A 23,758-nucleotide genomic window follows, 5' to 3' on the forward strand; every position below is an offset into this window, starting at 1 on the left:
CGTCTTCTGGATACGATCAAGTCCGATTCGGACGAATAATTGTTCCGCATTCCATCTTGGGGACGCCCCAGTATCGGACATTTCTTTGTTCAATCTGTGCGCAGCCTGTACTTTTCGGGCTTAGCTCGTTTGTTTTTCCTTTACAGAACCAATACAGACCCGGCAGCTTCCTGAAGGTGCCGGGTTTCTTTCTGTCTGGTACTTTTCACCGACTCTCCTCAAATCGTTCGCGCAGAAAAAGCTGCTCTTGTCTGGGCAGACAAAGACAGCGTCCATTTCTTTCTGCGTCGATTTGGGATTATCCAGGAAAACGGCGGCGCAGATCTTCGGTGATCTGGATCCACAGCGCTTCCGATTCATCCGGATCGGCCTGTTTCCACTCCCAAAATAGGAAATAAAGCCCATCCGGCTCGCCTTCGCGATCAGTTCCAGATCCTGGGCACTCAGCTTAATGTAAAGCGGATTGCGGGATGGCGTTTTCTCATAGTCGAGTGCAAGCCGGCTGATCAGCGATTCGAACGCCTTCATCACGTCTTCTTTTTCCCCGCTCATTTCAAAGCAGATCGCCGGGCGCAGAAAGCCAAAGTCATCGGCGTCCGTCAGCCGGGCTTCGGCGATGATTTCTTCTCCGTTTTTCAGGATCGCGCTTTGATCGATCCAGTCCACATTCCAGTCATCAGGAAGCGGGCTTTCCTGATGGATGACCCGCTTTGGCAGGACCATCAGAACTTCCTGATCAAGAAGTTCCCCGCAAGACTGTCCATTTCTTCCTTCATCGGTTTTGAATTCATACTTCCTCTCTTTTCTCTGTTCCTCATCTCTGCATCCGAAAGGAACACTTCAGTGATTCTAACGGCTAAAGCATCCGGCGCAAAGAAACCGGACGAATTTGCGTCCATATGGACAGGATTGGATCAAAAGCACCTGAATCCGGTATACTTCCAATACATCGCCTGGCAAACCAGAAAATTTGCATTCTCGGCTTTCCTGAAGAGTTTTTCAGAGGAATGTCGATGAAAAACGCGATGTGAAAAAGAAAGGAAAAGCCGCATTTGCGTCTGCGTGCGGCATATTGCATATGTCATTACCCTCCCTTGAAGAAACCGTTCGCCGCATTTATCTCTGCGAAAACACCAACTGTGCCGAAACGCTGATTCTGGCCTGCGATGAAGTTTACCAGCTTGGTCTGCCCAGAAAGCAGGCATCCATTCTCATGTCCGGCTTTGGTTCCGGTCTGTATACCGGCAACGTATGCGGCGCGCTGTGCGCCTGCAACGCCGCGCTTTCCTGCCTTCTCGTTGAAGACAAGGCGCATCTTTGCGAACCGCTGCGCGCCAGTCAGGCAGCCCTCGTTCGAAACTTTAAAAATCATGTCGGCGATACGCAGTGTGCCAAATGCAAAATGCTTCATCATTCCAAAGAAGAGCGCTGTCTCAAGACGGTGACTCTGGCCGCTCAGGTCATGGAACAGACGGTTGCCGAGCTTCAGGAAAAAGGCGTTCTGCAGCTGCCGGCCGAACTGAAAAGCGAATAGCCCGCTGCGTTCCCTTTCCTCTGTCCGAATCGAAACGCGATCCGCAATAAAGAAAGGATCTGCGACTGCCCAGTACTGAAAAAGACCTCTTTCGCTCACGTGCGCAGACACGTAAGCAGAAAAGAGGTCTTTGTGTTAATTGTCGAATTTAATACATCCAATTTGGATTACTTGTCATCCTCATCGTCTTCGTCGTCTTCTCTGGCGTCGATGGCATCCCAGGCTTCTTCGAGTTCTTCGTCGGTATCCTTGGCATGAAGCATGGCTTTATACTTTGGATCGTTTTCCGCCAGACGCAGTCTTGCGGCCAGCAGGGATGCCTGTTTGCGCGACTTATTGAGAAGTCGTGCATACACCAGGAATACCCAGAGCGCGATGACAAACAGGACCGCCGAAGCGATCATGACGGCCTTGAATCCCTTGAACCACCACTGGAAGAACAGGGATACCGCCGAGCAGACCATAACCACAAAGAGCAGGAACATAGTCGAGCGGCAGGACGAGGAAAATTTCGTGAAATAGCGATATTTCTCGGCTTCGTTTTCAATGACTTTTGTCAGGTCGCCGTCCTTGCGTTCATTGCGGACAACGTACCAGCCCGCGTCGCGCTTGTTGCGGCTTGGAGACGTATCGATTTCTTTCCAGCCTTCTTCTTCCAGAGAATCCCAGTATTCATCGGAAGGTTCCTTGGCAAAGTAGAGAATCTTGTAATAGAAATCGTGCGGTTTGCCTTTGATAAAGTAGAACTTCTTGCCTTCATGGTGAACGTAGTGGAAGCCCTGACGGGACTGGGTGTTGAGGTATTCTTCGGTTTTCTTGTAGTCGGAAAGCAGGAAGCGCTTCTTATCGAGGTATTCGTCGTAGCGGTAGTCATCGACTAGCGATGCCTTTGGATCGTAAACAGCGTTGTCTTCTTCCTCTTTACGCTTGCGCTCGGCTTCCCGTTTGGCGGCTGCGGCAGCACGTTCTTTGGCTTTTCGCTCTTTTTCCGCCTTTTTCTGCTCTTCCATCTCCCGGACCTGATCGGTCAGGGAAGGCATGGAGTGGGTACGGCCGATCACAACCGGCGCATCCGCAGGATCGGCAGCGGCGGTTTTGCGAGTTCGGCTTCGCTGTTTTTATCCTTTTCGGTATGAACCAGAATGTCTTCTTCCGCGATTTCCGTTTCCGGCTGTCCAAAGCCGGAATGGAGCAGTTCACTGAAGCTGGTCGGCTTTTTCTCATTGCCAAACAGCTCATTGGAATTGACGAGTTCTTCAAAGCTAAGCTCTTTTTCCACTTCCGGATTCAGTCCGTCGCCCGGCTTGGCTTTATGGGGATCGTTTGAAATCAGATCTTCCATGCTTTCGAGATTCGAATAAAAGCTTTCGGTGCTCGCCTGACGGGCTGCAGCCGTGCTTTCCTTGCGCGAAGAAGATTCCGGCATGAACATCGGTAAAATTTCTTCTTTTACCGGCGTTTCAGCGGGTGTTTCTTCGATTTTTGGTTTGGCTTCTTCCGCTGGCTTTTCTTCCGGTTTTTCCTTCGGGGTACTTTCATCTTCCGGTTTGGAGGCCCCAAACGTCTGGCGCAGACGCTTGCCTAAGCGGCTGCCTTTTTCTTTGGCTTTTTCGTAATCGTACGCGCTTCTTCTAAAGCCGCGTTGACATCGAACGTTCCAAATTCAGGTTCTTCAATATTCAAAGAAGAAATCGGGGCATCGCGAAGCAGATCGGAAAAAATCCCATCGTCTTCCGGCGCCGCGTTCTTTTCCGTTTCTTTGGCGGATTCGGCCGGCTCTTCTTCCATAGCGGTTTCTTTTACGATTGTGGAATGAATGACAAATTCTTCCGGCTGTGATGCCGTATTCGAGGAAGCCGTCGTGTTTTCATCCTGCAAAGTGGAGGGTTCTGCGTTTTCTGCAGCTGCGGATTCAGAAACGGTTTCTTCGATTTTGTTCTGTTCTTCGGACATGCTCATCACCTTGTTCTCAGGATGAACCCTGAGCCTTTCGTTCCATTCTAACCATAATTAAGCAATACGGTCAAACGACGGCGAAAAGCGGCCGTTGACAAACACATCCTCTTCTGTTCCATCCGCGCGTACCCCGGTAATGTGCAGATCTTCGGCTCCGACCATGAAATCAACGTGAATATCCGACTGATTCATGCCGTGCGCTTCCAGTTCTTCACAAGATGCACCCTCGAGTGCGGGCAATGTTTCCATGTACGACTGACCAAAGGCAAAATGGCAGGCGGCATTTTCATCGAGCAGTGTATTGTAGTAAATCCGGTTTTTCTGACGGATCGGCGAAGTTTTATCGACAATCGCGATTTCGCCTAAGTATTTGCCGTTCGGGTCGCTTTCCAGCAGGGCTTTCAGACTCTCGTATCCTTCTCTGGCATGGAAATCGATAACTTTGCCGTCCTGAAACGTAAAGCCGAAACCGTCGATGCGCATGCCGTTCCAGTTGAGCGGCATCACGGCTTCCAGCGTACCGTTGACGCCGGTTTTCAGCGGGGTCGAAAAGATTTCTTCAGTCGGAATGTTGCAGCTGATGGACAGCCCGCTGGCGAGTTTCGTATCCCCGCCGACAAAAATCGAGCCATCGACCAGATCGACCCAGAGATCGGTCCCGTTCGAAGAGGTGTAGTGAAATTTTTATAGCCTCTTTCGTTAAGGCGCGCAGCTTTTCTCTCGAGACTGGCTGTATGGGTTTCCCACGCTTCGCGTCCGTCGTCTTCAATCCGGCAAATGGACATCAGATCGTCCCACAGACGATTCACCGCTTCTTCTTCGTCGCATTCGGGATAGACTTTTTCGCCCAGGCTTTCGTCGCGCAGGGAATAACAGTCCAGGCGATTTTTCCTTCGTCAATGCCGGAACGATAGAGCTGCGTTTTCTTTCGCATCGCCAGCGAACGGCGGGTCATTTTGCGCGGATCTACATCCTTGAATCCGTCCGGATCATCGCCGTCGAGCGCAATGAAGCACGCACCTTTTCGCGCCGCTTCTTCGTAGCGAACGCTCATCCATTCCGGAATGGTTTCCAGAACATCGTCTTTGGCGTGCGTGTAAAACTGACGGCTTAATTCTTCATCGCTCCAGAACACCTGCACATCGCCGGCACCGGCGTTCCAGGCTTTTCGGGAGATGGCATGGACCAGATCGCGCATTTCCGTTTCCGCGCGGATGATGACCAGCTGTCCCGGCTGAACTTTCACGCCCGCATGCACAGCGGCATTAGCCAGACGGTTCAGCTGCTCTTCCCGTTTGCCTGGATTGGTTTTCGTTTTGGATCACTCATATCCCCTGCTCCTTTTCCGTGTTTTTCTTTCATATTTTCTATATGTATCGTATTTCTATTTCTCATCGTTACCGATCCGGCTTCGAACCCGAAACCGGGTCGTCTCGAAACTTTTCGGTTTGAGGCGTATGCGGACAGATACTGACTTACTGCAGATTTCTGTCCAAATCGCCTGCCGGCTTCGATGCGCCCTCAGGCGCGCTCTCGCTCTCGGTGGAATCTTTGGCCAGCGCCTGCATAGCCTGCGCTCTGGAAACAGTCCGCTTATTTGAAAGCCGGGCATCTGTATATGAATCCGATCGTCCCGCTTTCTTTCCTTTTGCGGCCTGCCGCCTGTAGTAGCGGTCCACAAAAGCCGGCGTTTTTTCGTCGTGCGGCGAGCAGGACGATTTGCAGTTCATGCAGTCGCCAGTACAGTCCGGTCTTTTTTGCATTCCTGAATCCGGCAATCGCCAGAATGACCAGAATCAGAATTACAATCCAGTCTGCAAAATTCATACCCTTCCTCCTTGCCTGCATACAGTCGTATGGATTACTCGCCGCAGAAACTGTGCTTGCTCCTGCCGTAAGACATACCTTCTGGCGGGCTTGGACATCGAAAGCCAGATCTGGGCGTTTTCTTTAAAAATCACTTTTTCGTTTGAAGTTCTCATCCATAGTTTGAAGTTCTCATCCATATATATACTGTCACGACGTGTCTCCCTCGGTTGGATGCCCGGGCGGGAGCGGCTGTTGCATAAAATCTCTTTCCTTCATTATTTCAGAATCGGTTTTTCGAAAACAGTTTTTAAAAATGTAAGAGTTTTCTGAAAAATAATTTGTACATTGTTTTTATTATCATTTCCGCATGTTTTATTGCTTTATAAAGGACTTAAAATCACAAAGAGAAGATATATTTTCACAAAGACCGTGCTCCTGGCAGATGGTAAACTGTACCCCAGAAAGTGGACAATTTTTTAGAGTCAACCTATTCCAAGGACACCCGATTAGCAGCGACCCCAACTACTGGACGATCGTTTTGATCTGTTCCCTAATTGCGGACACTTTCTAATCGACGTTCTTTCGCTGATCACTTTCAGCCCGCATACTGTTCGTGACGGAAATCCCCAAAGGAGACCATTATGAACAGAAATCGCTTCAGCGAAGAACAGATGTCAGCTCTGGCAGCCAATCCATACACAAAGGCTGTCTTTCCAACCACGCTCAAATTCACTGACGAATTCAAGGCCGAGTTCCTTCGCCTTTACAACCAGGGCTGCCTTCCACGGGAGATCTTTGTGAAGCTCGGATATGATCCGGCAATCATCGGGGAGAGCAGAATGTCCAACACTGCCTATCTCATCTCCCAGAGCCAGAAAAAGACCGGTGATAAAGGAGATGAATTAGCCAGACTGGAAGGCGAAGTCCGGGCATTGCGCAAAGAGCTCGATACGCTAAAAAAATTATTGCACTGGCGAACTCGAGGAAGCCAGGTCGCTCATGATGAACAGGCCTGCTTCAAAATACGCGCTGATTCAGGATGTCATTATGGATCCGGAAAATGTCCTGACTGTGACTGAGCTGTGTGCAATGAACGGTGTCAGTCGTTCAGGTTACTACAGCTGGTGTGCTCAGACAGAAAGCCGTGAACAAAGAGAAGCCCGGGACAGAGCAGATTTCGAACTGATTCGGCAGGCTTTCCGGAAAGCGCGCGGCCATGCCGGTGCCAGACAGATCCAGATGATCCTTCTCCATCAAAGCCCCAGTATCAGGTTCAACATGAAAAAGATCCGGAGGCTCATGAGGAAGTTCAACCTGGAATGTCCGATACGTAAAGCGAATCCTTACCGCCGTATGGCGAAGGCGCTGCGTACGGACAATGTCAGTGAGAACCTTGTCCGTCGGGAATTCGAAGAGCACGGGCCCAGAACGATCCTGCTGACTGATATTACTTACATCCCTTACCAGGGAAGTTTGCCTATCTTTCAACGATTCTTGATGCCTGCACCAAACAGGTCCTGGCTTACAGAGTCAGCGACAATCTCAAGGTTGACTTTGTTCTGGAGACAGTAAAGCAGCTGGTGGAGAATCACGGAGACGAGCTGGAAACAGATGTGATTGTGCACTCAGATCAGGGGTGTCACTACACAAGTGTCGGGTTTCGGGAACTGCTCCGTCAGAAGAAACTGCGCCAGTCGATGTCACGCAGAGGAAACTGCTGGGACAACGCTCCTCAGGAAAGCTTCTTCGGCCATATGAAGGACGAGATCCGTGATGATCTGAAGAAGTGCCGGACTTTCCAGGAGATCTGTTCGCTGCTGGACGAGCAGATCCGCTACTACAATGAAGAGCGGTATCAGTGGGATCTGGCGAAGCTGTCACCAGATGAGTTCTACAAATACGTAACAACCGGCCGATATCCTCTTTCAGAGTGAATGGGATTTAAGGGGCGCGCAGAATTTTTCTTCCACTCGGTCCCTGCGGGACCGTCCTTGACAGCAGGGCCGTTGCCCCTGGACCCACAAAAGCCGCCTTCAGCAGAAAAGTGAATGGTTCACCATTCAGCTGAAGGCTCAGCAGTGTACCAGGGGCAACCCTCTGTAAAGGAGCGCTTCAGAAAAACTCTGAGCGCATCGCTTCATCGGATTTGTTCACAAATCCTGCTCAAACAACAGACAAACAGATAATAGGGATAACGTGTCCGAACAAAGGGTTCTCTCTAATTATCGTGTCCTTGACATGGGGTACACTTCATGGTAAGCTTAAACTGGAAAGCGCTTTCTCCACGAAGAAGCATTTGGTCTGCCGGGCACGCATTTGCCGGGTCTTCTTCCTTCGGGCAAATGAGAAAGCACACTCCCTCTGACTGAGAAAAAGGAATGATGCTTATGAAATTTTCGAAACGCTGTACCGCCTGGATGCTTGCGGCGGCTTCCTCGGCCAGTCTGCTCTGCTCCCTTTCCAGCTGCTGGCTGCGGGCGATGAAGAAACCTGGATCGGATCCGCAAATCTGAGCGATACCGAAACGGCTGCACCCGCTAAAGACGATGTACTTCCCAACGCCAACCAGTTCCGCTATCAGAAAGATGAACTGGCTGCCTTCTGCCACTTTGGACCCAATACGTTCAATGAAATTGAATGGGGCGAAAGCTACGGCAATCGCGCGCCGTCGGATATTTTCCGCCTGGACCGTGATGTCGATGCGGATAACTTTGTAAAAACGCTCAAGGACGCCGGCTTTAAAAGCTGATCGTCACCGCGAAGCACCATGACGGCTTCTGCATCTGGAACACCGCCTATTCAACCTATAACTGCGCGACAGCCGGCTACAAAAACGGACAGGGCGATGTGCTCGCCGACCTGTCGGCTGCCTGCACGAAATACGACCTCGATATGGGTCTGTACCTCTCGCCATGGGACATTCACGATCCCAGCTACGGCTATAAGGACGCCAACGGCAATCCGACCACGGAAGAAAACGACGTCCTCGACTACAACGACTACTACAACAATCAGCTCGAAGAAATTCTGGGCAGCGATAAATATGGAAACAACGGCCACTTCGTCGAAGTGTGGATGGACGGCGCCAAAGGATCTGGCGCCAACGCGCAGGAATACGATTTTCAGCGCTGGTTTGCGACCATCCAGAAAAACGAAGGCGTGGAAGCCGGCTTTGACGCCGACTGTATGCTCTTTGGGGCGGAATCCTATACGACCGTACGCTGGATCGGCAACGAAAACGGCTACGCCGGCCAGGATACCTGGTCCAAAGTCAATGTCGACCGCGAGCACAACACGATGAGCGACAACAAGAGCGGCGGCTATTCTCTCGGTTTTGAAAACGGCAACCAGTGGGCCGTTCCGGAAGCCGACGCGCGCATTACCTCCGGCTGGTTCTGGGGCAACTCCAAGAAAACGCCAAAGAGCCTTGCCGATCTTTCCAATATGTATTTCGGCTCCGTCGGTCATGGCGCTACCCTGCTGCTGAACATTCCGTTGAACGACAAGGGCGCGCTCGATGAAGCCATTAACACGCGCACGCTGGAATTTGGCCAGATGATCCGCGATTCCTTCGACAACAACCTGATGCAGGCCGAGGGCGTAACGTTAAAAGCCGACAATGTCCGCGGCAATTCGACCAGCTATTCTCCGGATCTGCTTGTCGATGAAGACGATCAGAGTGTCTGGTCGACCTGTGACGGTACATCATCGGGTACCTTGCTGATCGATTTTGGCGAAACCCGCGAGATGGACTGCGTCAGCCTGGAAGAAGCCATTCAGTACGGCCAGCGCATCAATCACTATGAGGTGGAATACCAGAACGCCAGCGGTGACTGGAACACGCTCGAATCCGGCGTAACCGTCGGTCCAAAACGCCTGATCCGCTCCACGCCCTTTCGTACGCAGAAACTGAAAATCACCGTTTCGACGCCCGATGGAAAAACTCCGGTTCTCAGTGAAATCGGTGCCTATAAGCTCAACGAAGACATGGAAAAAACGGAGGCGCTCCGACCGGCATGATCGTGACGGATGTCACCAGCCCAAGCGTAACGACTACTGGCAGCTGGAACGCCGAAACCGGCATGCAGTATACGAACAACACGAACAAATGGGTCAACGCCGGCAGCGGCGCCACAATGACCTGGACGTTCACCGGAACCAAAGGCTGCATCGTCGGCACCCTCGATCCCGGACATGGAACCGCCGATGTCGAAGTAGACGGAAAGCCCGCCGTTACGATCAACATGTCCAAGTCTCCGCGTAAAGTCGGCCAGATTCTTTTTGAAACCGATACGTTAGAACCCGGCACGCACACCGTAAAAATCACGCCGAAAACGAGCGCGACTGGCATCGAAGCCTTCTATTCGATCAACAACGAAAACAAGGGCATGGTCGGCATCGAACAGGCTGCCTATACGATGGGCGAAAACGAAACGCTTCAGGTTAAGCTCGTCCGCACAGGCGGAACGGCTCCAGTCGATGTGACCTTCTCGCCAAACCCGGGTACCGCCATCCAGGATGACTTCAACACCGAACTGATTCATCAGGTGCACTTTGCGCAGGATGAAATGGAAAAGAACGTTACCGTGGTTACCCGCCGCAACACGAATAAGACCGGAAACCTGCAGTTCAGCGTTGAACTGACGAGTGCCGATCCCGACATGATTCTCGGCTTCAACTCCAAAGCCGCGATTACCATTCTCGATACCGAATCGAACTTTGAAAACTATACCGAAGCCAATCCGTTCGTCTTCCCGACCAACGGCAAGCAGGCCACGCTCGAAGCCGAACACGCCATTCTTACCAACACCGGCGCAGCGGATGAGCAGTGGAAGCTGAACGTTGCGCAGGCCGACTGGGCAAGCAACGGAAAATACGTCGACTCCTGCAACGAAAACGACTACATCGAAATTCCGTACGTGGCCGAGCAGACGGGCGACTACACCTTTACGCTTTCCTATCGTTCCGGCGCGAACGCCAACGCAATCGCCTGGTCGGAAGCTAGTGGAAAAATCGCATCCGGTTCCGTTACGGCCGGTGCGGATAGCCCAAGCGCGACCCATACGAAAACTTTTACGCTGACCGTCCTCAAACCAGGCGCCGGCGTTCTGAAAATTGCAGCTGGGCCAAACAAGGCTCCGCAGATGGATAAATTCGATATCACAGCGCCAGAGATCCTCCTCGACAAAACCGTTCTGAAAACCACAATCGACGCGATCCCGGAAGATACATCCGCGTTTGGCGAAGGCGAAGCCGTGCAGGCACTGAATGCCCAGCTGACCAGCGCTGAAGCCGTATTTGATAATCCGAACAGTCAGGAAGAAATTAATCAGGCCGCCAAAGCACTCAACCAGGCATGGCTTGAAGTTCGTCTGCTTCCCGACGAAACGCTTCTTGCCTCTCTGCACTGATTTCCAGGCGATCGCCTTTCCGATCTGCCCTGCAGGAAATCCAGAGATACAAATCCCCTTTGAACTCTTGGAAAAGCGTCCAATTCCGGGCGCTTTTCTTTCTTTCCTGCTCTCTTTTGGGCATCAGCGGCACTCGCCTTTTTAAGCATTCGTCTTAAAAATTGGTTTGACGAACCGCCAAAAACCATAGAAGATGAATAGGAAATGTAAGCGTTTGTATGAAAATACAGTTTGTTTCCCCGCACAAGCGGCTTCTTTTCGGGCAAAAAGAAAGTCTCTTCTCCCCAGCTTGACACGGTTCACATTCGGGCCTACATATCCATAGTTTCAAGGAAAAACCGTTCACGCTCAATGAACATTCAGATGCTGCACTGGCTTTTCTGCTTTTTCAAGAGTCAGTCTAGCCTGCCAAAATACAGACGCTGCGCAAATCAGCGTAAACGATCGTCGGCTGTATCCAGCCGGCAAAAAGAGAAAAATGAAAAAGCAGGCTGTTTTTTGCCTGCAAAGAAAAGAAAGGAAAAACTTATGAAACGACCAGGACGCCTGATGCTTTCGCTCGGGTTATTGAGCTCTGTAGCCGCCAGTACGGTGCTGCCGTTAAGTGAAAGCCTGATCCTCCCGCTTTACGCCAACGACAGCGATGAAGCGCAGGTCATTCACGCTTCCGATTTTGGTGCGGATCCAACCGGTACGAAAGACTCGACGCAGGCGATTCAAAAGCACTTGCCGCCGCAAAGAACTGCGGGAAACGTCCGGAAAGCCGGTTACGGTTTCCTTTGAAAAGGGCGAATACCAGATTTACAGGGACTTTGCGGCGACACGTGAAATTCACACGTCCAATACGAGTTCCACCGACTATCCGACCAAGACAATCGGCATTCTCATTGAAGATCAGCAGGATCTGACTCTCGAGGGCAACGGATCGCTTTTCATGATGCACGGCAACATGATGGCTCTTGCGGTCACTCATTCCAAAAACATTACCCTGCATGACTTCTCCTGGGATTTTGCGGTACCAACCACATCCGAAATGACCGTTTCGCGCATGTACAGCGAAAACGGCAAGGATGTCACGGAATTTTACGTTCCCAAGTGCTTCCCGTATCAGATCGACGGAACCACGTTCCGCTGGACGAGCGAACCCTCTCCCTATACCGGAAAGACGTACTGGACGAAAACCGGCATTCACGAAAATACGTACGCGATTTCCGCGACCGACGCGACTGGCGAATTTACCCGCCGCTTTGGCACGAATGCCGAAAACCCGTTCAATAACGTAACCTCGATTACGCCGGTGGAAGGAACCGACGGAACCATTCTGAAATTCGTCTATAACTCTTCCCGTCCGTCCATGCAGAAAGTCGGCATGACCCTGCAGTTCAACTCCGCTGCGGTTCGTGAAACCGCCGGTGCCCTGATCTGGGAATCCGAAAACGTTACCGCGCGCAAAGTGCATGTCCATTACATGCACGGGTTTGGCTGGCTGCTCCAGATGGCCAAAGACGTCTATTTCTATGAATGTTCCATGGAACCCAGAGCCAATTCCGGTCATATCGTCGCGAGCTACGCGGACGGCATTCACGCTTCCGGTGCCGCCGGCAAGCTCGTCATTGAAAACTGCCGGTTTGCGGCTTTGCACGATGATCCGATCAACATTCACGGAACCTTCACCCGCGTTGAGCAGAAACTGGACGACCACAGGCTCCAGCTCAAGTACATTCATGCCCAGCAGGGCGGCTTTCCGCAGTTTCATGTCGGCGACCAGGTTCAATTCTTCTCTCGCGACCTGCTTCAGTCGGCGGATAACGAAACGGTCTATACCGTTAAAAACGTCATCTCCAATCCAGGCGAAGACGGCAACGATCTCAAGACGATGGTCATTGAATTTGATGAAGAACTGCCTTCCTATCTGACCGATAAGATCGGATCCGAACCGAAATACGTTGCGGAAAACATTACGTACACCCCGGAAGTCACGATCCGAAACAATACGTTCCGCGACCTGGCAGCCCGTGCCATTTTGTGCACGACGCGCAAGAAAACGCTGATCGAAAACAACACGTTCTACAACACGTCGATGGCTACGATCTTCCTGTCCAACGACTCCGATCAGTGGTATGAATCCGGTCCGATCCGCGACATGACCATTCGAAACAACACGTTCTACATTAAGGATTCCGGCGAACGCGGCTGGGAATACCGTTCCGCAATCTATATTCATCCGGTAACCAAAAACGGCGGACTGCCGGGCTATGAAAATCCAATTCATAAAAACATCACGATCGAAGGCAATACGTTCCACATGGATTCCGATACCGTCGTGAAAGCCGAAAGCGTTGAAAATCTGACGATTCGAAACAACACGATTTTGCGAACCAACCCGGATCTTGCCTTCACAATCGGCGACCTCAGCAAGCACATCCGTCTTGCTGCCGGAGCCAGCACGCAGTCATCCGTCACGCTTAGCGGATCTTCCCGCACGGGCAATACGGAAAACATGTACGAGTTCGCCAAGTCGAAAAACGTAGTCATCGACTCGAATACGTACGACAACGGCCAGAAACTGTACGCCTATCGCGACAACACCCCGGAAGATCAGATTCACATTACCAACGATGCGGTTACGCTGACGACGTCCAAACCCGGAGCAGCTTCAGCTTCTGCAGGCGCCATTCATTATCTGTCCGCCGATCCCGCGATCGCTTCCGTGGATGATTCTGGAAACATCACCGGCGTATCCGCTGGTACGACTCAGGTATACGCCTGGACAAAATGGGATCATTCGCTGCTCTATTCCGATCCGATCGAAGTGACAATTTCGGAAAGCACGACCGGTTCTGCCGTCACGATCGATCAGAAGGACAACACCGTAGTCGGCGCTGCATCGAACTTTACGGCTAAGACACCGGAAGGCGAAACCGTCACCTGGTCGGTTACGGCACTCGATGGAACTGCCACGGATCAGGCCTCGATCACAAGCGCAGGCGAGCTTAACGCCCAGAGCGGCATTTACAAAGTCATCGCCTCCAGCGCTTCCGGTTCGGATTCGCGCATCGTTCTGGTAAACACCGGAAAATCCGCCTCCCTTACTCCGGGCATCTCCGTAACGAATTCGAATACGAATCTCACTTTGAACGAAACCGAAGCGACGATCGCACTCGAAAAGGGCGACTTGTATGAGGAAAACAACTCGGTTAAAAACCTGATTCTTTACGATATCCCCGCAGACACGGAAAATTTTGCAACTTCCGTTCATGTCACCGGTCTTCCGATTCGGGAAAGCGGACAGTGGGATACCGCAAGCTTCCTCGTCTTTGGTGACGCGGACAACTACCTCTCGCTTGGCAAGAAGTCCCATTACGACGGCATTGCGACCGTCTCGGAAACCGGCGGCAGCGCAACCGAGCTTGGAGACAATGCCGCACAGAACGCCCTTTCCGATGCCTGGCTGGCTTTTGTCAAGGAAGGAAACACTGTACACACGTACTGGAGCGCAGACGGCAAGACGTACACTTCCGTTCGCGATCTTTCCGCTACGATGTTAACGGGCAAAAGCGTACGCATCGGCTTTGCGGGCTGGCATACAAATCCCCGCGGCAAAACTGTTACTTTCAAGGACTTCCGCTTCAAAGCCAATACAACAACTCTCAGCGATCTGAATGAGGAGACCTCCGTTTCCTTTGAACATGGAAATGCCGCGACACCTGTTCTTTCTAACGTACAGCTTTCGGCAGAAACTGCAGAAGCCGGCAGTCCAGTAAGCGTAAGCTATGACGCGACCAATCCGGATGGCGGACAGAGCAGCGCGCAGGTTCTCTGGACGCTCAAAAACGACGAAGGCAAGATTCTCTCGCAAACGCTCTGCGACAGTACGACGTATACGCCTGCACAGCCTGGCAAACTTACTGCGACCGTTTACCTGACGTCGGCCTGGGGCATTCCCGCAGAGCCGAAAGCGACAGCCGAATGTTCCGTTACGACGCCGGCTTCCTCTTCCATCCGCTCCATTCAGGTCAATGGTCAAACCGTCTGGACCGCTTCGGGCACTGCTCCGGATTCGGCATCGATTGCGCTTCCGGCCATCGGCGAAAAAGCCGAAATCCGCGTCGAAGGCGCCGCTTCCGGATGGAAACTGGATGGTACAGCACAGACGACCGCTTCGGCCGTTCTCAGTCTCTCCGGCAAAACCGAGTGGACAATTGCCAATGCGGATGGTTCTACGCCGGTAACGCTGAACATTGAACAGGCCAAAGACAGCCGCTGTGCCATTAAGGATCTGAAGGTCAATGATGAAGCCTTCAGCGCCAACAGCGTCATGACCTGGACAGGGTCCAATACGATGACGATCTCGGCTGCAAGCGACGATACAGCTTCCCTTTCGCTGTACAGCGCCCTCAATCCGGCTGCGCTCGCAACGGCACAAGCGGGCCAAACTCTCTCGGCCAGCGTTACGCTCAAAACCGGCATGAACTCCTTTATCGTGGCCAGCCATGCCGAAGACGGCATCAACCTGGACAAGAAACTTGTTCATATTCTTTACGCACCCGATACGACTGCACAGGTAACGTCCGTGAAACTGGGCGATGCCGTTCTTTCCAAAGAAGAACCGAATGTCGTTTCCGATGAAAGCACAGCGGTACTGAGCGCCGCGTATATGGGCGCAGGCCGTCAGGCGTATCTCAACGGAAAAGAACTCGCCTTCGATGCGCAGGGTCATTCGCTGCTTGGCGAGATCAAGCCGGGCGTCAATGAGCTGATCGTCAAAGTGCTTGCCGCTGACGGCATTTCCAGAGCCGTGGAAAGGTATACACTGTACGCCGCCGATCCCGCTAACGCCGATCTGTACGCGCTGAGCGTGGACGGCAAAACCGTCTCTGATCCAATGGCCGAAACGTATGCCCAGACGATTTCCAAATCGAACTTTGAAGTCCGTGCGCAGGCGATGGATCCCGATGCGACCGTCATTCTCGATGACGGAGTAAGCCGTATAATCGGTACCGGATCAGCAAGTCTGAACGTTTCTCTCTTTGAAAACAGCCATCAGGTCAAAGTGTTCGTGCTTTCCAAAGACGGAACCGAAAGTCATTCTTCAACGATGGACTTTGAAATGGCCGCCTATCTGTCCGATCTGACCTGGTCCGAAAATTCGACCGTCGGCTACGACACGATTCAAAAGGACAAGGCTTCAAGCGGAGCTGCCATTACCCTTTGCGATGAAGAGCAGAACGGCAGAAAATACGAAAAAGGCATCGGATCGCACGTCAACACAAACATCATCTTCAGTATCCCGGCCAATACGTATTCCGCACTCAGGGAGCCGTCGGCGTCGACTACACGAAGCACAATTCGATTTACGCCAATATCACCTTTAAGATTCTTACCGGCTCGAAGGAAGCCTTCAATTCGGGTTCCATGACCGGTACCACACCGCTTAAAGAATTCAGCGTACCGCTCGATGGCGTTACCCAGATCACACTCAATGCCACGCAGCCGTCCAACAACTGGGACGGTCACGCGGACTTTGCGGACTGCAAGCTCGAAATGACCATGCCGCAGATGCAGGCAACGAACCTCGATCTCACTATGCTCACCGCAGAAATCGAAACCTTTCCAAACGTTCGCCTCGATTCGGTCGACGCGGCGAAGAAAGCCGCCTGGATCACCGCAATTGAAACCGGATCCGCGCTGAAAAAGATGTACTGAGCAATGCCCAGAACACCGTAACCCAGCTGCAGATCGACAATGCGGCCGCAGCCATCCGCAATGCGCGTCTGGCCATGCTCGGCGAAACGCCGGCTGTCCTGGACTACACTCAGCTCAATCTGCTGATCAAAACGGCTGAAACGATTGATCTGAATGAAGTAACGGATGCATCCAAAGGCACGTTCGCGCAGGATCTTGCCAGTGCTAAAGCCCTTGTCAACAAGGCGCTCGATCAGGCGCACATCAACGCGCAGGCCAAAGCCCTTCATGCGTCCCTGCTTGCCCTTCGCTTTACACCCGACTCCAAAAAGCTGGACGGCCTGAAGTAAGCCGATTGAAACCAGATAAAGCTGATGACTGGATCGCAGATCCCTGCGTCCCAGACCTGTCTTTTTCTGATGGCGAAGTAAAGTCTCCATTCGGAACAAAAAATGAAGCAGAGTCCATGCCTCTTGGAATTATCCAAGGCGGACTCTGCTTTTCTTATGCGATCGTTTCTTTACAGCTGAAAAACACATCATGAGGATGGCGATATTTTCCCGCCAGAGGAAAGACGAATTGACATTCAAACCCGCTTATCTTTCTCTTTCGTTATGGAAGAAGACTCTCTTTTGGATAGTGATAGGATAGGAAAAATATTGTGGAGAAGCTATGAGAAATTACTGGAAAATTCTTTCGATTGTCCTGATCGTGCTGATCGTCCTTGGCCTTGTGCTTGCGATGAGCTTTAAATGGCTGCAGACGCGCCGTGCCGTTCCTGCAGACTATTCAAGCACAGGTCGAAGGCGTCATTGAATCCAAATACATGAAAAATGGCCCGTATGCGGTGAAAAAGCAGGAAGATCACGCCCTGCAGAACTTTTCAAAATACGAAATTTTCTATCCCGCAGAACTGGAAACGAGCGATCGTACCTGGCCGGTTGTCGTTCTTTGTAACGGGACGGGCGTACCGCTTTCCCGTTATGCGGCGATCGCGCAACATTACGCCTCCTGGGGATTTATCGTCATCGGCAGCGAAGAAGCGTATTCGTGGAATGGATGTAGCGCTGAAATGGCCCTGCGTCATCTGGAGCGGCTGGACGAAAACGAAAAGATCGGCGATCAGAACAGCGTCTTTTATCACAAAGTCGATTTCGACCGGATCGGCGCGGTCGGTCATTCCCAGGGCGGTGTCGGCGCCATGAATGCGGCGAGCGTTCAGCCTCATCATGACGTTTTCAAAACGATCGTCGCGCTTTCGCCGACCAATCTGGAACTGGCGGAAAATCTCGAATGGGCGTACGATCCATCTCTGGTTCCTATTCCGACTCTGCTCATCAGCGGTGCAGGCGGAGGCGATGATCCTGTCGTAAACAAGGAGCAGCTTGAAGAAATTTATGCAAAACTTCCCGGACAGAAAGTCATGATGCGCCGTGTCGATACGCCGCACGGGGACATCCTGTATAAAGCGGACGGATACGTCACCGCCTGGCTGATGGCGCAGCTGCAGGACGATCTGGACGCCGCAAAGGCGTTTGCCGGGGAAAAACGGAAATTCTTTCGAATTCTCTCTATCAGGATCAGAAACTGGACATGGAAAAGGCTGCACAGTAAAAAAGCCGTCCGGTTGCGATACAGAAATCGCCCTCTCTGAAACTTTGGATCGAACGATTTCACACCACGAAAAAGACGATAAACGCACGAAGGAAGCCCAGAAGGACTTCCCTTTTTAACGGCATAAATTCATGAAAATGCCGGACTCATTTATAGCTGGAATTGTGACGGAAATAGAGCCACGCAAACAGGCAGAGAAGAATCGAAATGAGCAGCGGTACCCAGGCCATCGGCCAGGGCAGGCCTGTAACATTCATGCCGTAAAAGCCGTAGACCATATTCGGGATGGACAGGACGAGCGTGATCACGGTCAGCCGCTTCATGATGATGTTCATGTTGTTGTTGATGACGTTGGTAAAGCCGTCCGCGCTGCGATCCATGACATCCGAGTAAATCTCGCACATTTCAATGCCCTGCTTAACCTCGATCAGAACATCATCGAGAAGGCCGCGATCGGATTCATACATCGGAATCTGTCGCGATCGAAGAATGCGCCGCAGCGTCTGCTCGAGCGCTTTTAAGGATGTCGAAAAATAGATCAGACTCTTTTCAAGAACGAGCATGTCGATCAGATTCGAATTACTCATGTGCTTATACAGCTTCTGTTCCGTCTGGTTGCTGAAGCGGTCGATCAGACGCAGCGCGCTTAAATACTCCTGTGAAATCAGAAGGATGAGCTGCAGAAGAAACCGCGTTTTATAACGGGTATCGAGATCTTTCACCTTTCCCTGAATCAGGGATTCAATCGTCGAGTTTTCCCGCGTCGAAATCGTCATGATCATTTTGTCGAGCAGGACGACGCCCATCGGCAGCGTGATATACGTTTCAATGCTTTTGCGTGTCGTCTGATCCTTTTCGGGATAGTCAATAATGACCAGCGTCTGATTGTCGTCTTCAGAACGGTCGATATAGGACGATTCTTCTTCATCTAAAGCCGCGCGCAAAAACTCCGGAAGAATAAGGAACTCATCCAGAAGGCGCTGTTTTTCTACTTGAGTCGGGCTCACTACGCTGATCCAGCATCCGCGAACCGGCTGATCGATTTCTTCCAGCGTTCCGGATCCTGACGTTTTAAAATACTGAATCATTTTCTCATCTCGCTTCTTTCTTATCCCCTATACAAAGCCGCAGTACGAACCTGCAAATGATTACGCTCTGTTCTTTTATCTTAGCGAGAGGAATTCGTATACTCGTTTTCAACACTCAGAAATCCGAATTCCGGAAGGTTTTCAAAACGCGGCTCAGGTACCGTACACGAGTCGGACTGGCTGTTCTTTCCAGAATGAAAACGAGCCCGGACCGACTGGGTCTGAGCTCGCTGTTTTTCGGGTGGAAAGCAGGAATCTTCCGAAAAGAACGGAAATTCTGGGAAAGCTTACCTGGCGTCGAACGCTTTGCCTTCAGCTTTCCATCCGTTATTGGAAAGGAAGCTGTATTCGTTCTGATCGGTGGTGAAATGGTGTGCGCCGGTTCTTGCGTTCGGGTTATACAGACGATATACGTTCTGGAACGCGTCGCTGGCCTGCGGAGCACTCCAGATTACGCCTTCGTTTCTCCAGCCGACAGAAACGAGGAACCTGGCTTCATTCTGATCGACCGTGTAATGATGGTCGCCGACATTCGGGTTGTAGAGACGGTATACTTCGGTGAGATTTTCGCCTTCCGCATTTCTCCAGGCAACCCCTTCATACGTCCAGCCGACGCGGGAAAGGAACGCGGTTTCGTTGGCGCTCTTCGTATAGAGGTGTTCGCCGGAGTTTGGATTGTATACGCGGTAAACCGGCGTTTCAATGAAGTTATCCCCGTGCCGTCTTCGTTTTCTAAAGCATGGTCCGCATAATCGAGAACGGACAGCGTCATCGCCACACCGCCGCCGATTCCGGACTGTTCACCGGTGATCCGATCTTCGTAGCTGTAGCCGTATACGCCTACGGCTTCATCGCGGCGATTGAGCATTGGCGAACCGCTCTGTCCGCCGCTGGCGGATGTGTCATGTTCCAGGAACGGGCCGTCCATGTACGAATAGGTTCCCCAGTCTTCATACTGGTTTGTCTCATTGGAAACGCCTCGAACTTCTGCAGGATAGCCGGACACGTGAACGGGACCTGTTCCCGATGGGGAATTCAAACGGATAAAGGATCCGTCGGTCAGCGGCGAAGGAAACTGCACGAGCGCAAAATCGTAAATGAAGGAGTCTTCTTCACTCGTGGACGGATCCTGATACAGCGCGGGCATCGAATAGCGGGAGACTTCCTCGTCGGAATCGTAGCGGGCGAACGGATAAAAGTCTCCATTGACCGCCGGCTCCACAACCAGACGGGTTACAATACCATAGCCGCCTTCTTCCGGTCGGGCAAACAGGCAATGGGCGCATGTCATCATTTCGGTCGGGGAAACCATGTAGCCGCTGCCCACAAAGTATTCTTCTTCGCCATGGGCGTTTTCAAAGGTCATGTACAGCTTGCAGATGGCATTGTACGGAAACTGTGTCGTATCGCTGACTGTCGTGCGGTCATCGATCCAGCTGGCTTTTTGCGTTCGGAAAGCGGGAGCCGTTCGAGCAGAATGTCACTGCCCTCGCGGGTTTCCTTTTCAAACGTTTTCGGGCGAATAAACTCGAAGGTGTTTTTCGTTCTGGCACGGCGGCTGGAGCCAATCTGGTTCACCGTTTCTGCCGGACGCGTATCCACGTCGGATTCTGCAGCCAGAATTGGAGCTGCCGGCAGCAGGGCGCAAAGCGATGCGCTCAATACAGCGCTCAGGGTTTTACTGCGTTTCATCTCTTTTTCTCCTGTTCATAATTTTGCTTCTCAGAAAGGCGGCAGGATTGCCCTTCTGCCTTCTTTCCCCAAATCCAAAGCTGTGACAAATACAAATCCAAATCGTACGTTCGAATCGAAAAAGAACGCAAGCCGTCTGGTTCAGTCTGTCGGTGTATTTATATAGATTCGGTATAAGTTATGGCCATGGTAACACTAATGGAACAACTTTTTCACAATCCCTGGGAAATCTGATGAAATGAGACAAAAACTGAATCGGAAGGTTCAAATGCATCCATTCGTTTTTATTTTTCACATCATGAATATTTGTTTATTCGCGCAGATCCAGAATCATTTTTTCGAGAGCCCTGGCGGCCCGACTCATCGGGACATCCCGGTTTCTGGCCAGATAAATGGAGCGCGGCGGAATCGTTTCGACCAGCGAGAGCGTACAGAGATCTCCCGTCTGTGCCTCTTCGCTAAGAAATTCCTGCGGCACAAAGCCGACGCCAAGATGATTGCGCACCACCGGCAAAATCTGATCGGTTGCCGCCACTTCAATATCGGGATTCAGATGCAGATCGTATTGGGCAAACACCTCTTCGTAAAACTGCCGGGTAGCCGTCTCGCTGCCCAGTACAATGAGAGGCATCTGGCTCAGATCCGAAATAGAAAGCGGCTGTTCGATCGATCTGGCCAGTTTTTTCGAACAGACGGCACAGTCCTGAAAGTCGCGCAGACGGACCCATTCGATCTGACTGGCCGGATGGCATGGGCTGGTGATGACCGCCAGATCCGCGAATCCGTTTTCTAAGGCGGACAGTGCCTGCGGCGTCGTATGATTAGAAATTCGAATCTGGATTTGCGGATAGCGCGAGCGAAAGGCATTTAAAACCGGAAGGAGCAGACAGCGAAGGGCCACTTCGCTGGCCGCAATCGAAACGGCGCCGGCTTGCAGCGCGCTCATTTCCTGCAGTTCGTTCTGGGCTGCCTGAATGTGTTCCATCGCAATTCTGACATGCGCATACAGCCGTTCTCCCTCGGGGGTGAGTTTTACGCCTTTATGAAAGCGGATAAAAGATCGCATCCAAGACTTTGTTCGAGCGATTTTATGACGCGCGAAACGTTTGGCTGATTGCTGAAAAGATGTTCAGCCGCTCTGGTCAGACTGGAATATCTGGCGACGCAGTAAAAATCCGATAATACTCAAAATTCACCGCATTTTTTCTTTTTCAGACGGTTCTGAACGTCTGGGTTTCTTTTGGTCATGGCTTTTTCTCCCGACTGGCTTTCTATTTCATAAACCATATCAATTTGATATGGCTTGAATATCAATACAATATTTTACATATGGCTTTTCTTCTGGATAATGAGTAACGGGTTTGAAAAATCCTTTAAGAAAGGTATGGAAAGAAAGGAATTGAAACGTATGAACAAGGATCTGACGGTCGGAAAACCGTCGAAAGTGCTCTGGCAGTTCTGTCTTCCCCTGTTTGGAAGCATTCTGTTTCAGCAGCTTTACAATATCGCCGACAGTTTTGTCGCCGGACGATTTATTGGCGAAAACGCGCTGGCCGCAGTCGGCAACAGCTACGAAATCACGCTCATTTTCATCGCGTTCGCGTTCGGATGCAATATCGGCTGCTCGGTCGTCGTCTCCCGTCTGTTCGGCTCGAAGCAGTACCGGGATTTAAAAACGGCTGTCACGACAACGATTGCCGCCAGCGGCGTGCTTTGTGCGGTACTCATGCTGATCGGTTTTGTCGGCTGTCAGTTTCTGCTCGAGCTGATCAACACGCCGCAAAGCGTCATGGCCGATTCCATGGTGTATCTCGACATTTACTGCCTGAGTCTTCCCTTTGTCTTTTACTACAATGTTGCGACCGGCATTTTCTCGGCGCTGGGCGATTCCAAAACGCCGTTTCTTTTTCTGGCCGGTTCTTCCTTAAGCAACATCGCCGTCGATATTTTGTCTGTAACGGCCTTTGACATGGGCGTAGCCGGTGTGGCCTGGGCGACGCTGATCTGCCAGGGTGTCAGCTGCGTGCTCGCCATTGTATATGTCTTCAAGCGGCTTCATACACTTCCTCATTCGGGAAAAGCCCCTTCTTTTCCTGGCGCATTCTTCAGCAGATTTCCGTCATCGCCATTCCAAGCATCCTCCAGCAAAGCTTCATTTCGGTCGGCAACATCGTGATTCAGGGCGCGATCAACGGGTTTGGCGCCAGTGTCATGGCCGGCTACAGCGCTTCGATCAAGCTGAACAATCTGGTCATCACCTCTCTGACGACGCTTGCCAACGGTATTTCCAACTATACGGCGCAAAACATCGGCGCAAACAAGCTTCATCGCATTCGCGCCGGCTTCAACGCCGGGCTTCGTCTAGTCTGGGGCATCTGCCTTCCCTCTTTCTGGCGTACTTTTTCATCGGCGACCGGCTGCTTCTGCTCTTTCTCCAGCATCCAAACGGCGAAGCGATGCAGACGGGCATCGAAATTTTACGCATTCTTTCTCCGTTCTACTTCATCGTTTCCGCCAAGCTCGTCGCCGACGGCATTTTACGCGGAGCGGGCCAGATGGGAAAATTCATGATTTCCACGTTTGCGGATCTGATTTTGCGCGTCGGTCTGGCACTCATTCTTTCCGCCACCGCTCTCGGTTCAACCGGCATCTGGCTGGCGTGGCCGTTTGGCTGGTCGGCCGGTGCCGTTCTTTCCCTGCTCTTTTACCGCAATGGGCCCTGGTTTAAACACGGTAAGTACGAAGAAGGAAACGATACCCTCGAAGACGAAATCGAAGCGACCGAAACCGAGCTGGCGATTGAGTGAGGCAGGTTTTCTTCCAAACGAAAAATGCAGTTTCGCGGATTTTGCGTCCGTCGAAACTGCATTTTCTTTTGCGTATTGAATTTGAATTCTTGGTCCCTTCGAAGATCGATTTCATCGAGGATCGGTTTCCTCGATCCAGTTTCGTATCTTCGTTAGGCTGCG

At 51.7% G+C, this 23,758-nt stretch carries 26 protein-coding genes and 4 pseudogenes; 17 read left to right on the top strand and 13 right to left on the bottom strand.

What is annotated here, in order from left to right; genetic code table 11:
* Positions 1-120: 120 nt before the first annotated feature.
* Positions 121-723 carry a hypothetical protein gene (locus KWG61_RS11675; protein ID WP_242743878.1) on the bottom strand — a complete coding sequence of 201 codons (603 nt, stop codon included), beginning with the start codon at positions 721-723 and terminating at the stop codon, positions 121-123.
* A 304-nt stretch (positions 724-1,027) separates the two neighbouring features.
* On the opposite strand from KWG61_RS11675, the gene KWG61_RS11680 reads away from it, so the two are divergent.
* A complete protein-coding gene (locus KWG61_RS11680) occupies positions 1,028-1,534 on the top strand; it encodes a C-GCAxxG-C-C family (seleno)protein (RefSeq protein WP_242743880.1) in 507 nt (168 codons plus the stop codon).
* 167 nt (positions 1,535-1,701) lie between these two features.
* On the opposite strand, the gene KWG61_RS11685 is transcribed toward KWG61_RS11680, so the two are convergent.
* Entirely contained in the window at positions 1,702-2,595 is an 894-nt protein-coding gene (locus KWG61_RS11685; RefSeq protein WP_242743883.1) for a DUF2812 domain-containing protein, read from the bottom strand.
* The gene (locus KWG61_RS11690; protein WP_242743885.1) at positions 2,592-2,966 is read right to left on the bottom strand and encodes a hypothetical protein; all 375 of its coding nucleotides are present in this window, start codon (positions 2,964-2,966) and stop codon (positions 2,592-2,594) included. The genes KWG61_RS11685 and KWG61_RS11690 overlap by 4 nt, the downstream gene beginning before the upstream one ends.
* Here KWG61_RS11690 and KWG61_RS11695 point away from each other — a divergent pair.
* Positions 2,959-3,150 (top strand): hypothetical protein, encoded by a 192-nt coding sequence (locus tag KWG61_RS11695; protein ID WP_242743888.1) that lies wholly within the window; start codon positions 2,959-2,961, stop codon positions 3,148-3,150. The two genes, KWG61_RS11690 and KWG61_RS11695, sit on opposite strands and share 8 nt — an antisense overlap.
* Here the strand turns inward: KWG61_RS11695 and KWG61_RS11700 are convergent.
* From KWG61_RS11700 to KWG61_RS11710, 4 genes and pseudogenes are all read right to left on the bottom strand, one after another.
* Complete coding sequence (locus KWG61_RS11700) at positions 3,116-3,487, bottom strand: hypothetical protein (RefSeq protein WP_242743891.1); 372 nt, start codon at positions 3,485-3,487, stop codon at positions 3,116-3,118. The genes KWG61_RS11695 and KWG61_RS11700 overlap by 35 nt on opposite strands.
* 57 nt (positions 3,488-3,544) lie before the next feature.
* Positions 3,545-4,129 (bottom strand): aminopeptidase, encoded by a 585-nt coding sequence (locus KWG61_RS16430; RefSeq protein WP_367614378.1) that lies wholly within the window; start codon positions 4,127-4,129, stop codon positions 3,545-3,547.
* Positions 4,027-4,748 (bottom strand): annotated as a pseudogene (locus tag KWG61_RS17680) (aminopeptidase). The gene KWG61_RS16430 and the pseudogene KWG61_RS17680 overlap by 103 nt, the downstream one beginning before the upstream one ends.
* Before the next feature lie 217 nt (positions 4,749-4,965).
* Positions 4,966-5,253, bottom strand: coding sequence for a hypothetical protein (locus KWG61_RS11710; protein WP_242743894.1), 288 nt, complete (start codon positions 5,251-5,253; stop codon positions 4,966-4,968).
* A 687-nt stretch (positions 5,254-5,940) separates the two neighbouring features.
* Between KWG61_RS11710 and KWG61_RS11715 the strand changes: the two genes are divergently transcribed.
* The 12 genes and pseudogenes from KWG61_RS11715 (at position 5,941) to KWG61_RS11760 (ending at position 18,049) form a co-directional block, all read left to right on the top strand.
* Positions 5,941-6,378 (top strand): HTH domain-containing protein, encoded by a 438-nt coding sequence (locus tag KWG61_RS11715; RefSeq protein ID WP_242743897.1) that lies wholly within the window; start codon positions 5,941-5,943, stop codon positions 6,376-6,378.
* Positions 6,379-6,388: 10 nt separating this feature from the next.
* Entirely contained in the window at positions 6,389-6,871 is a 483-nt protein-coding gene (locus KWG61_RS17685; protein WP_367614290.1) for an IS3 family transposase, read from the top strand.
* A pseudogene (locus KWG61_RS11725) lies at positions 6,772-7,233 on the top strand (DDE-type integrase/transposase/recombinase); the annotation flags it as partial. The gene KWG61_RS17685 and the pseudogene KWG61_RS11725, both read left to right, overlap by 100 nt.
* Positions 7,234-7,686: 453 nt before the next feature.
* Positions 7,687-7,812 (top strand): hypothetical protein, encoded by a 126-nt coding sequence (locus tag KWG61_RS16440; protein ID WP_256460683.1) that lies wholly within the window; start codon positions 7,687-7,689, stop codon positions 7,810-7,812.
* A gap of 235 nt (positions 7,813-8,047) precedes the next feature.
* The gene (locus KWG61_RS11730; RefSeq protein WP_256460880.1) at positions 8,048-9,319 is read left to right on the top strand and encodes an alpha-L-fucosidase; all 1,272 of its coding nucleotides are present in this window, start codon (positions 8,048-8,050) and stop codon (positions 9,317-9,319) included.
* A complete protein-coding gene (locus KWG61_RS11735; protein ID WP_242743901.1) occupies positions 9,316-10,710 on the top strand; it encodes a Calx-beta domain-containing protein in 1,395 nt (464 codons plus the stop codon). The genes KWG61_RS11730 and KWG61_RS11735 overlap by 4 nt, the downstream gene beginning before the upstream one ends.
* Positions 10,711-11,238: 528 nt before the next feature.
* Positions 11,239-11,493 (top strand): glycoside hydrolase family 55 protein, encoded by a 255-nt coding sequence (locus tag KWG61_RS11740; RefSeq protein ID WP_242743903.1) that lies wholly within the window; start codon positions 11,239-11,241, stop codon positions 11,491-11,493.
* Positions 11,387-16,129, top strand: a complete 4,743-nt coding sequence (locus tag KWG61_RS11745; RefSeq protein WP_256460684.1) for a right-handed parallel beta-helix repeat-containing protein — start codon at positions 11,387-11,389, stop codon at positions 16,127-16,129. The genes KWG61_RS11740 and KWG61_RS11745 overlap by 107 nt, the downstream gene beginning before the upstream one ends.
* Entirely contained in the window at positions 16,063-16,416 is a 354-nt protein-coding gene (locus KWG61_RS16445) for an NPCBM/NEW2 domain-containing protein (protein ID WP_256460881.1), read from the top strand. Before KWG61_RS11745 ends, KWG61_RS16445 begins: the two co-directional genes overlap by 67 nt.
* Before the next feature lie 74 nt (positions 16,417-16,490).
* Positions 16,491-16,745 carry a hypothetical protein gene (locus tag KWG61_RS11750; RefSeq protein ID WP_242743905.1) on the top strand — a complete coding sequence of 85 codons (255 nt, stop codon included), beginning with the start codon at positions 16,491-16,493 and terminating at the stop codon, positions 16,743-16,745.
* Positions 16,746-17,067: 322 nt separating this feature from the next.
* Positions 17,068-17,211: a hypothetical protein gene (locus KWG61_RS11755; RefSeq protein ID WP_230267855.1), complete on the top strand. Its 144-nt coding sequence runs from the start codon at positions 17,068-17,070 to the stop codon at positions 17,209-17,211.
* Positions 17,212-17,221: 10 nt separating this feature from the next.
* The gene (locus KWG61_RS11760; protein ID WP_242743907.1) at positions 17,222-18,049 is read left to right on the top strand and encodes a hypothetical protein; all 828 of its coding nucleotides are present in this window, start codon (positions 17,222-17,224) and stop codon (positions 18,047-18,049) included.
* Positions 18,050-18,155: 106 nt separating this feature from the next.
* Here KWG61_RS11760 and KWG61_RS11765 read toward each other — a convergent pair whose 3' ends face one another.
* From KWG61_RS11765 to KWG61_RS17700, 6 genes and pseudogenes are all read right to left on the bottom strand, one after another.
* Positions 18,156-19,097 carry a magnesium transporter CorA family protein gene (locus tag KWG61_RS11765; protein ID WP_230267853.1) on the bottom strand — a complete coding sequence of 314 codons (942 nt, stop codon included), beginning with the start codon at positions 19,095-19,097 and terminating at the stop codon, positions 18,156-18,158.
* A gap of 287 nt (positions 19,098-19,384) precedes the next feature.
* Complete coding sequence (locus KWG61_RS17690) at positions 19,385-19,801, bottom strand: hypothetical protein (RefSeq protein WP_367614379.1); 417 nt, start codon at positions 19,799-19,801, stop codon at positions 19,385-19,387.
* A gap of 143 nt (positions 19,802-19,944) precedes the next feature.
* Positions 19,945-20,463, bottom strand: a pseudogene (locus KWG61_RS17695) (serine protease); the annotation flags it as partial.
* The gene (locus KWG61_RS11775) at positions 20,460-20,789 is read right to left on the bottom strand and encodes a hypothetical protein (RefSeq protein WP_242743911.1); all 330 of its coding nucleotides are present in this window, start codon (positions 20,787-20,789) and stop codon (positions 20,460-20,462) included. The gene KWG61_RS11775 and the pseudogene KWG61_RS17695, both read right to left, overlap by 4 nt.
* Positions 20,790-21,099: 310 nt before the next feature.
* Complete coding sequence (locus KWG61_RS11780) at positions 21,100-21,855, bottom strand: LysR family transcriptional regulator substrate-binding protein (protein ID WP_242743914.1); 756 nt, start codon at positions 21,853-21,855, stop codon at positions 21,100-21,102.
* Positions 21,822-21,935, bottom strand: coding sequence for a LysR family transcriptional regulator (locus KWG61_RS17700; protein WP_367614380.1), 114 nt, complete (start codon positions 21,933-21,935; stop codon positions 21,822-21,824). The genes KWG61_RS11780 and KWG61_RS17700 overlap by 34 nt, the downstream gene beginning before the upstream one ends.
* Positions 21,936-22,197: 262 nt before the next feature.
* Here KWG61_RS17700 and KWG61_RS11785 point away from each other — a divergent pair, with 262 nt between their 5' ends.
* The 3 genes and pseudogenes from KWG61_RS11785 to KWG61_RS11795 all read left to right on the top strand — a co-directional run bounded on the left by KWG61_RS11785 (position 22,198) and on the right by KWG61_RS11795 (position 23,596).
* The gene (locus KWG61_RS11785; protein ID WP_242743916.1) at positions 22,198-22,965 is read left to right on the top strand and encodes an MATE family efflux transporter; all 768 of its coding nucleotides are present in this window, start codon (positions 22,198-22,200) and stop codon (positions 22,963-22,965) included.
* Positions 22,962-23,344, top strand: a pseudogene (locus KWG61_RS11790) (MATE family efflux transporter); the annotation flags it as partial. The gene KWG61_RS11785 and the pseudogene KWG61_RS11790, both read left to right, overlap by 4 nt.
* Positions 23,345-23,596, top strand: a complete 252-nt coding sequence (locus KWG61_RS11795; RefSeq protein ID WP_242743921.1) for a hypothetical protein — start codon at positions 23,345-23,347, stop codon at positions 23,594-23,596.
* The last annotated feature ends 162 nt before the right edge of the window (positions 23,597-23,758 follow it).

This window comes from Allobaculum sp. Allo2 (assembly GCF_022701175.1).
Taxonomy (GTDB): Bacteria; Bacillota_I; Bacilli_A; order Erysipelotrichales; family Erysipelotrichaceae; genus Allobaculum; species Allobaculum fili.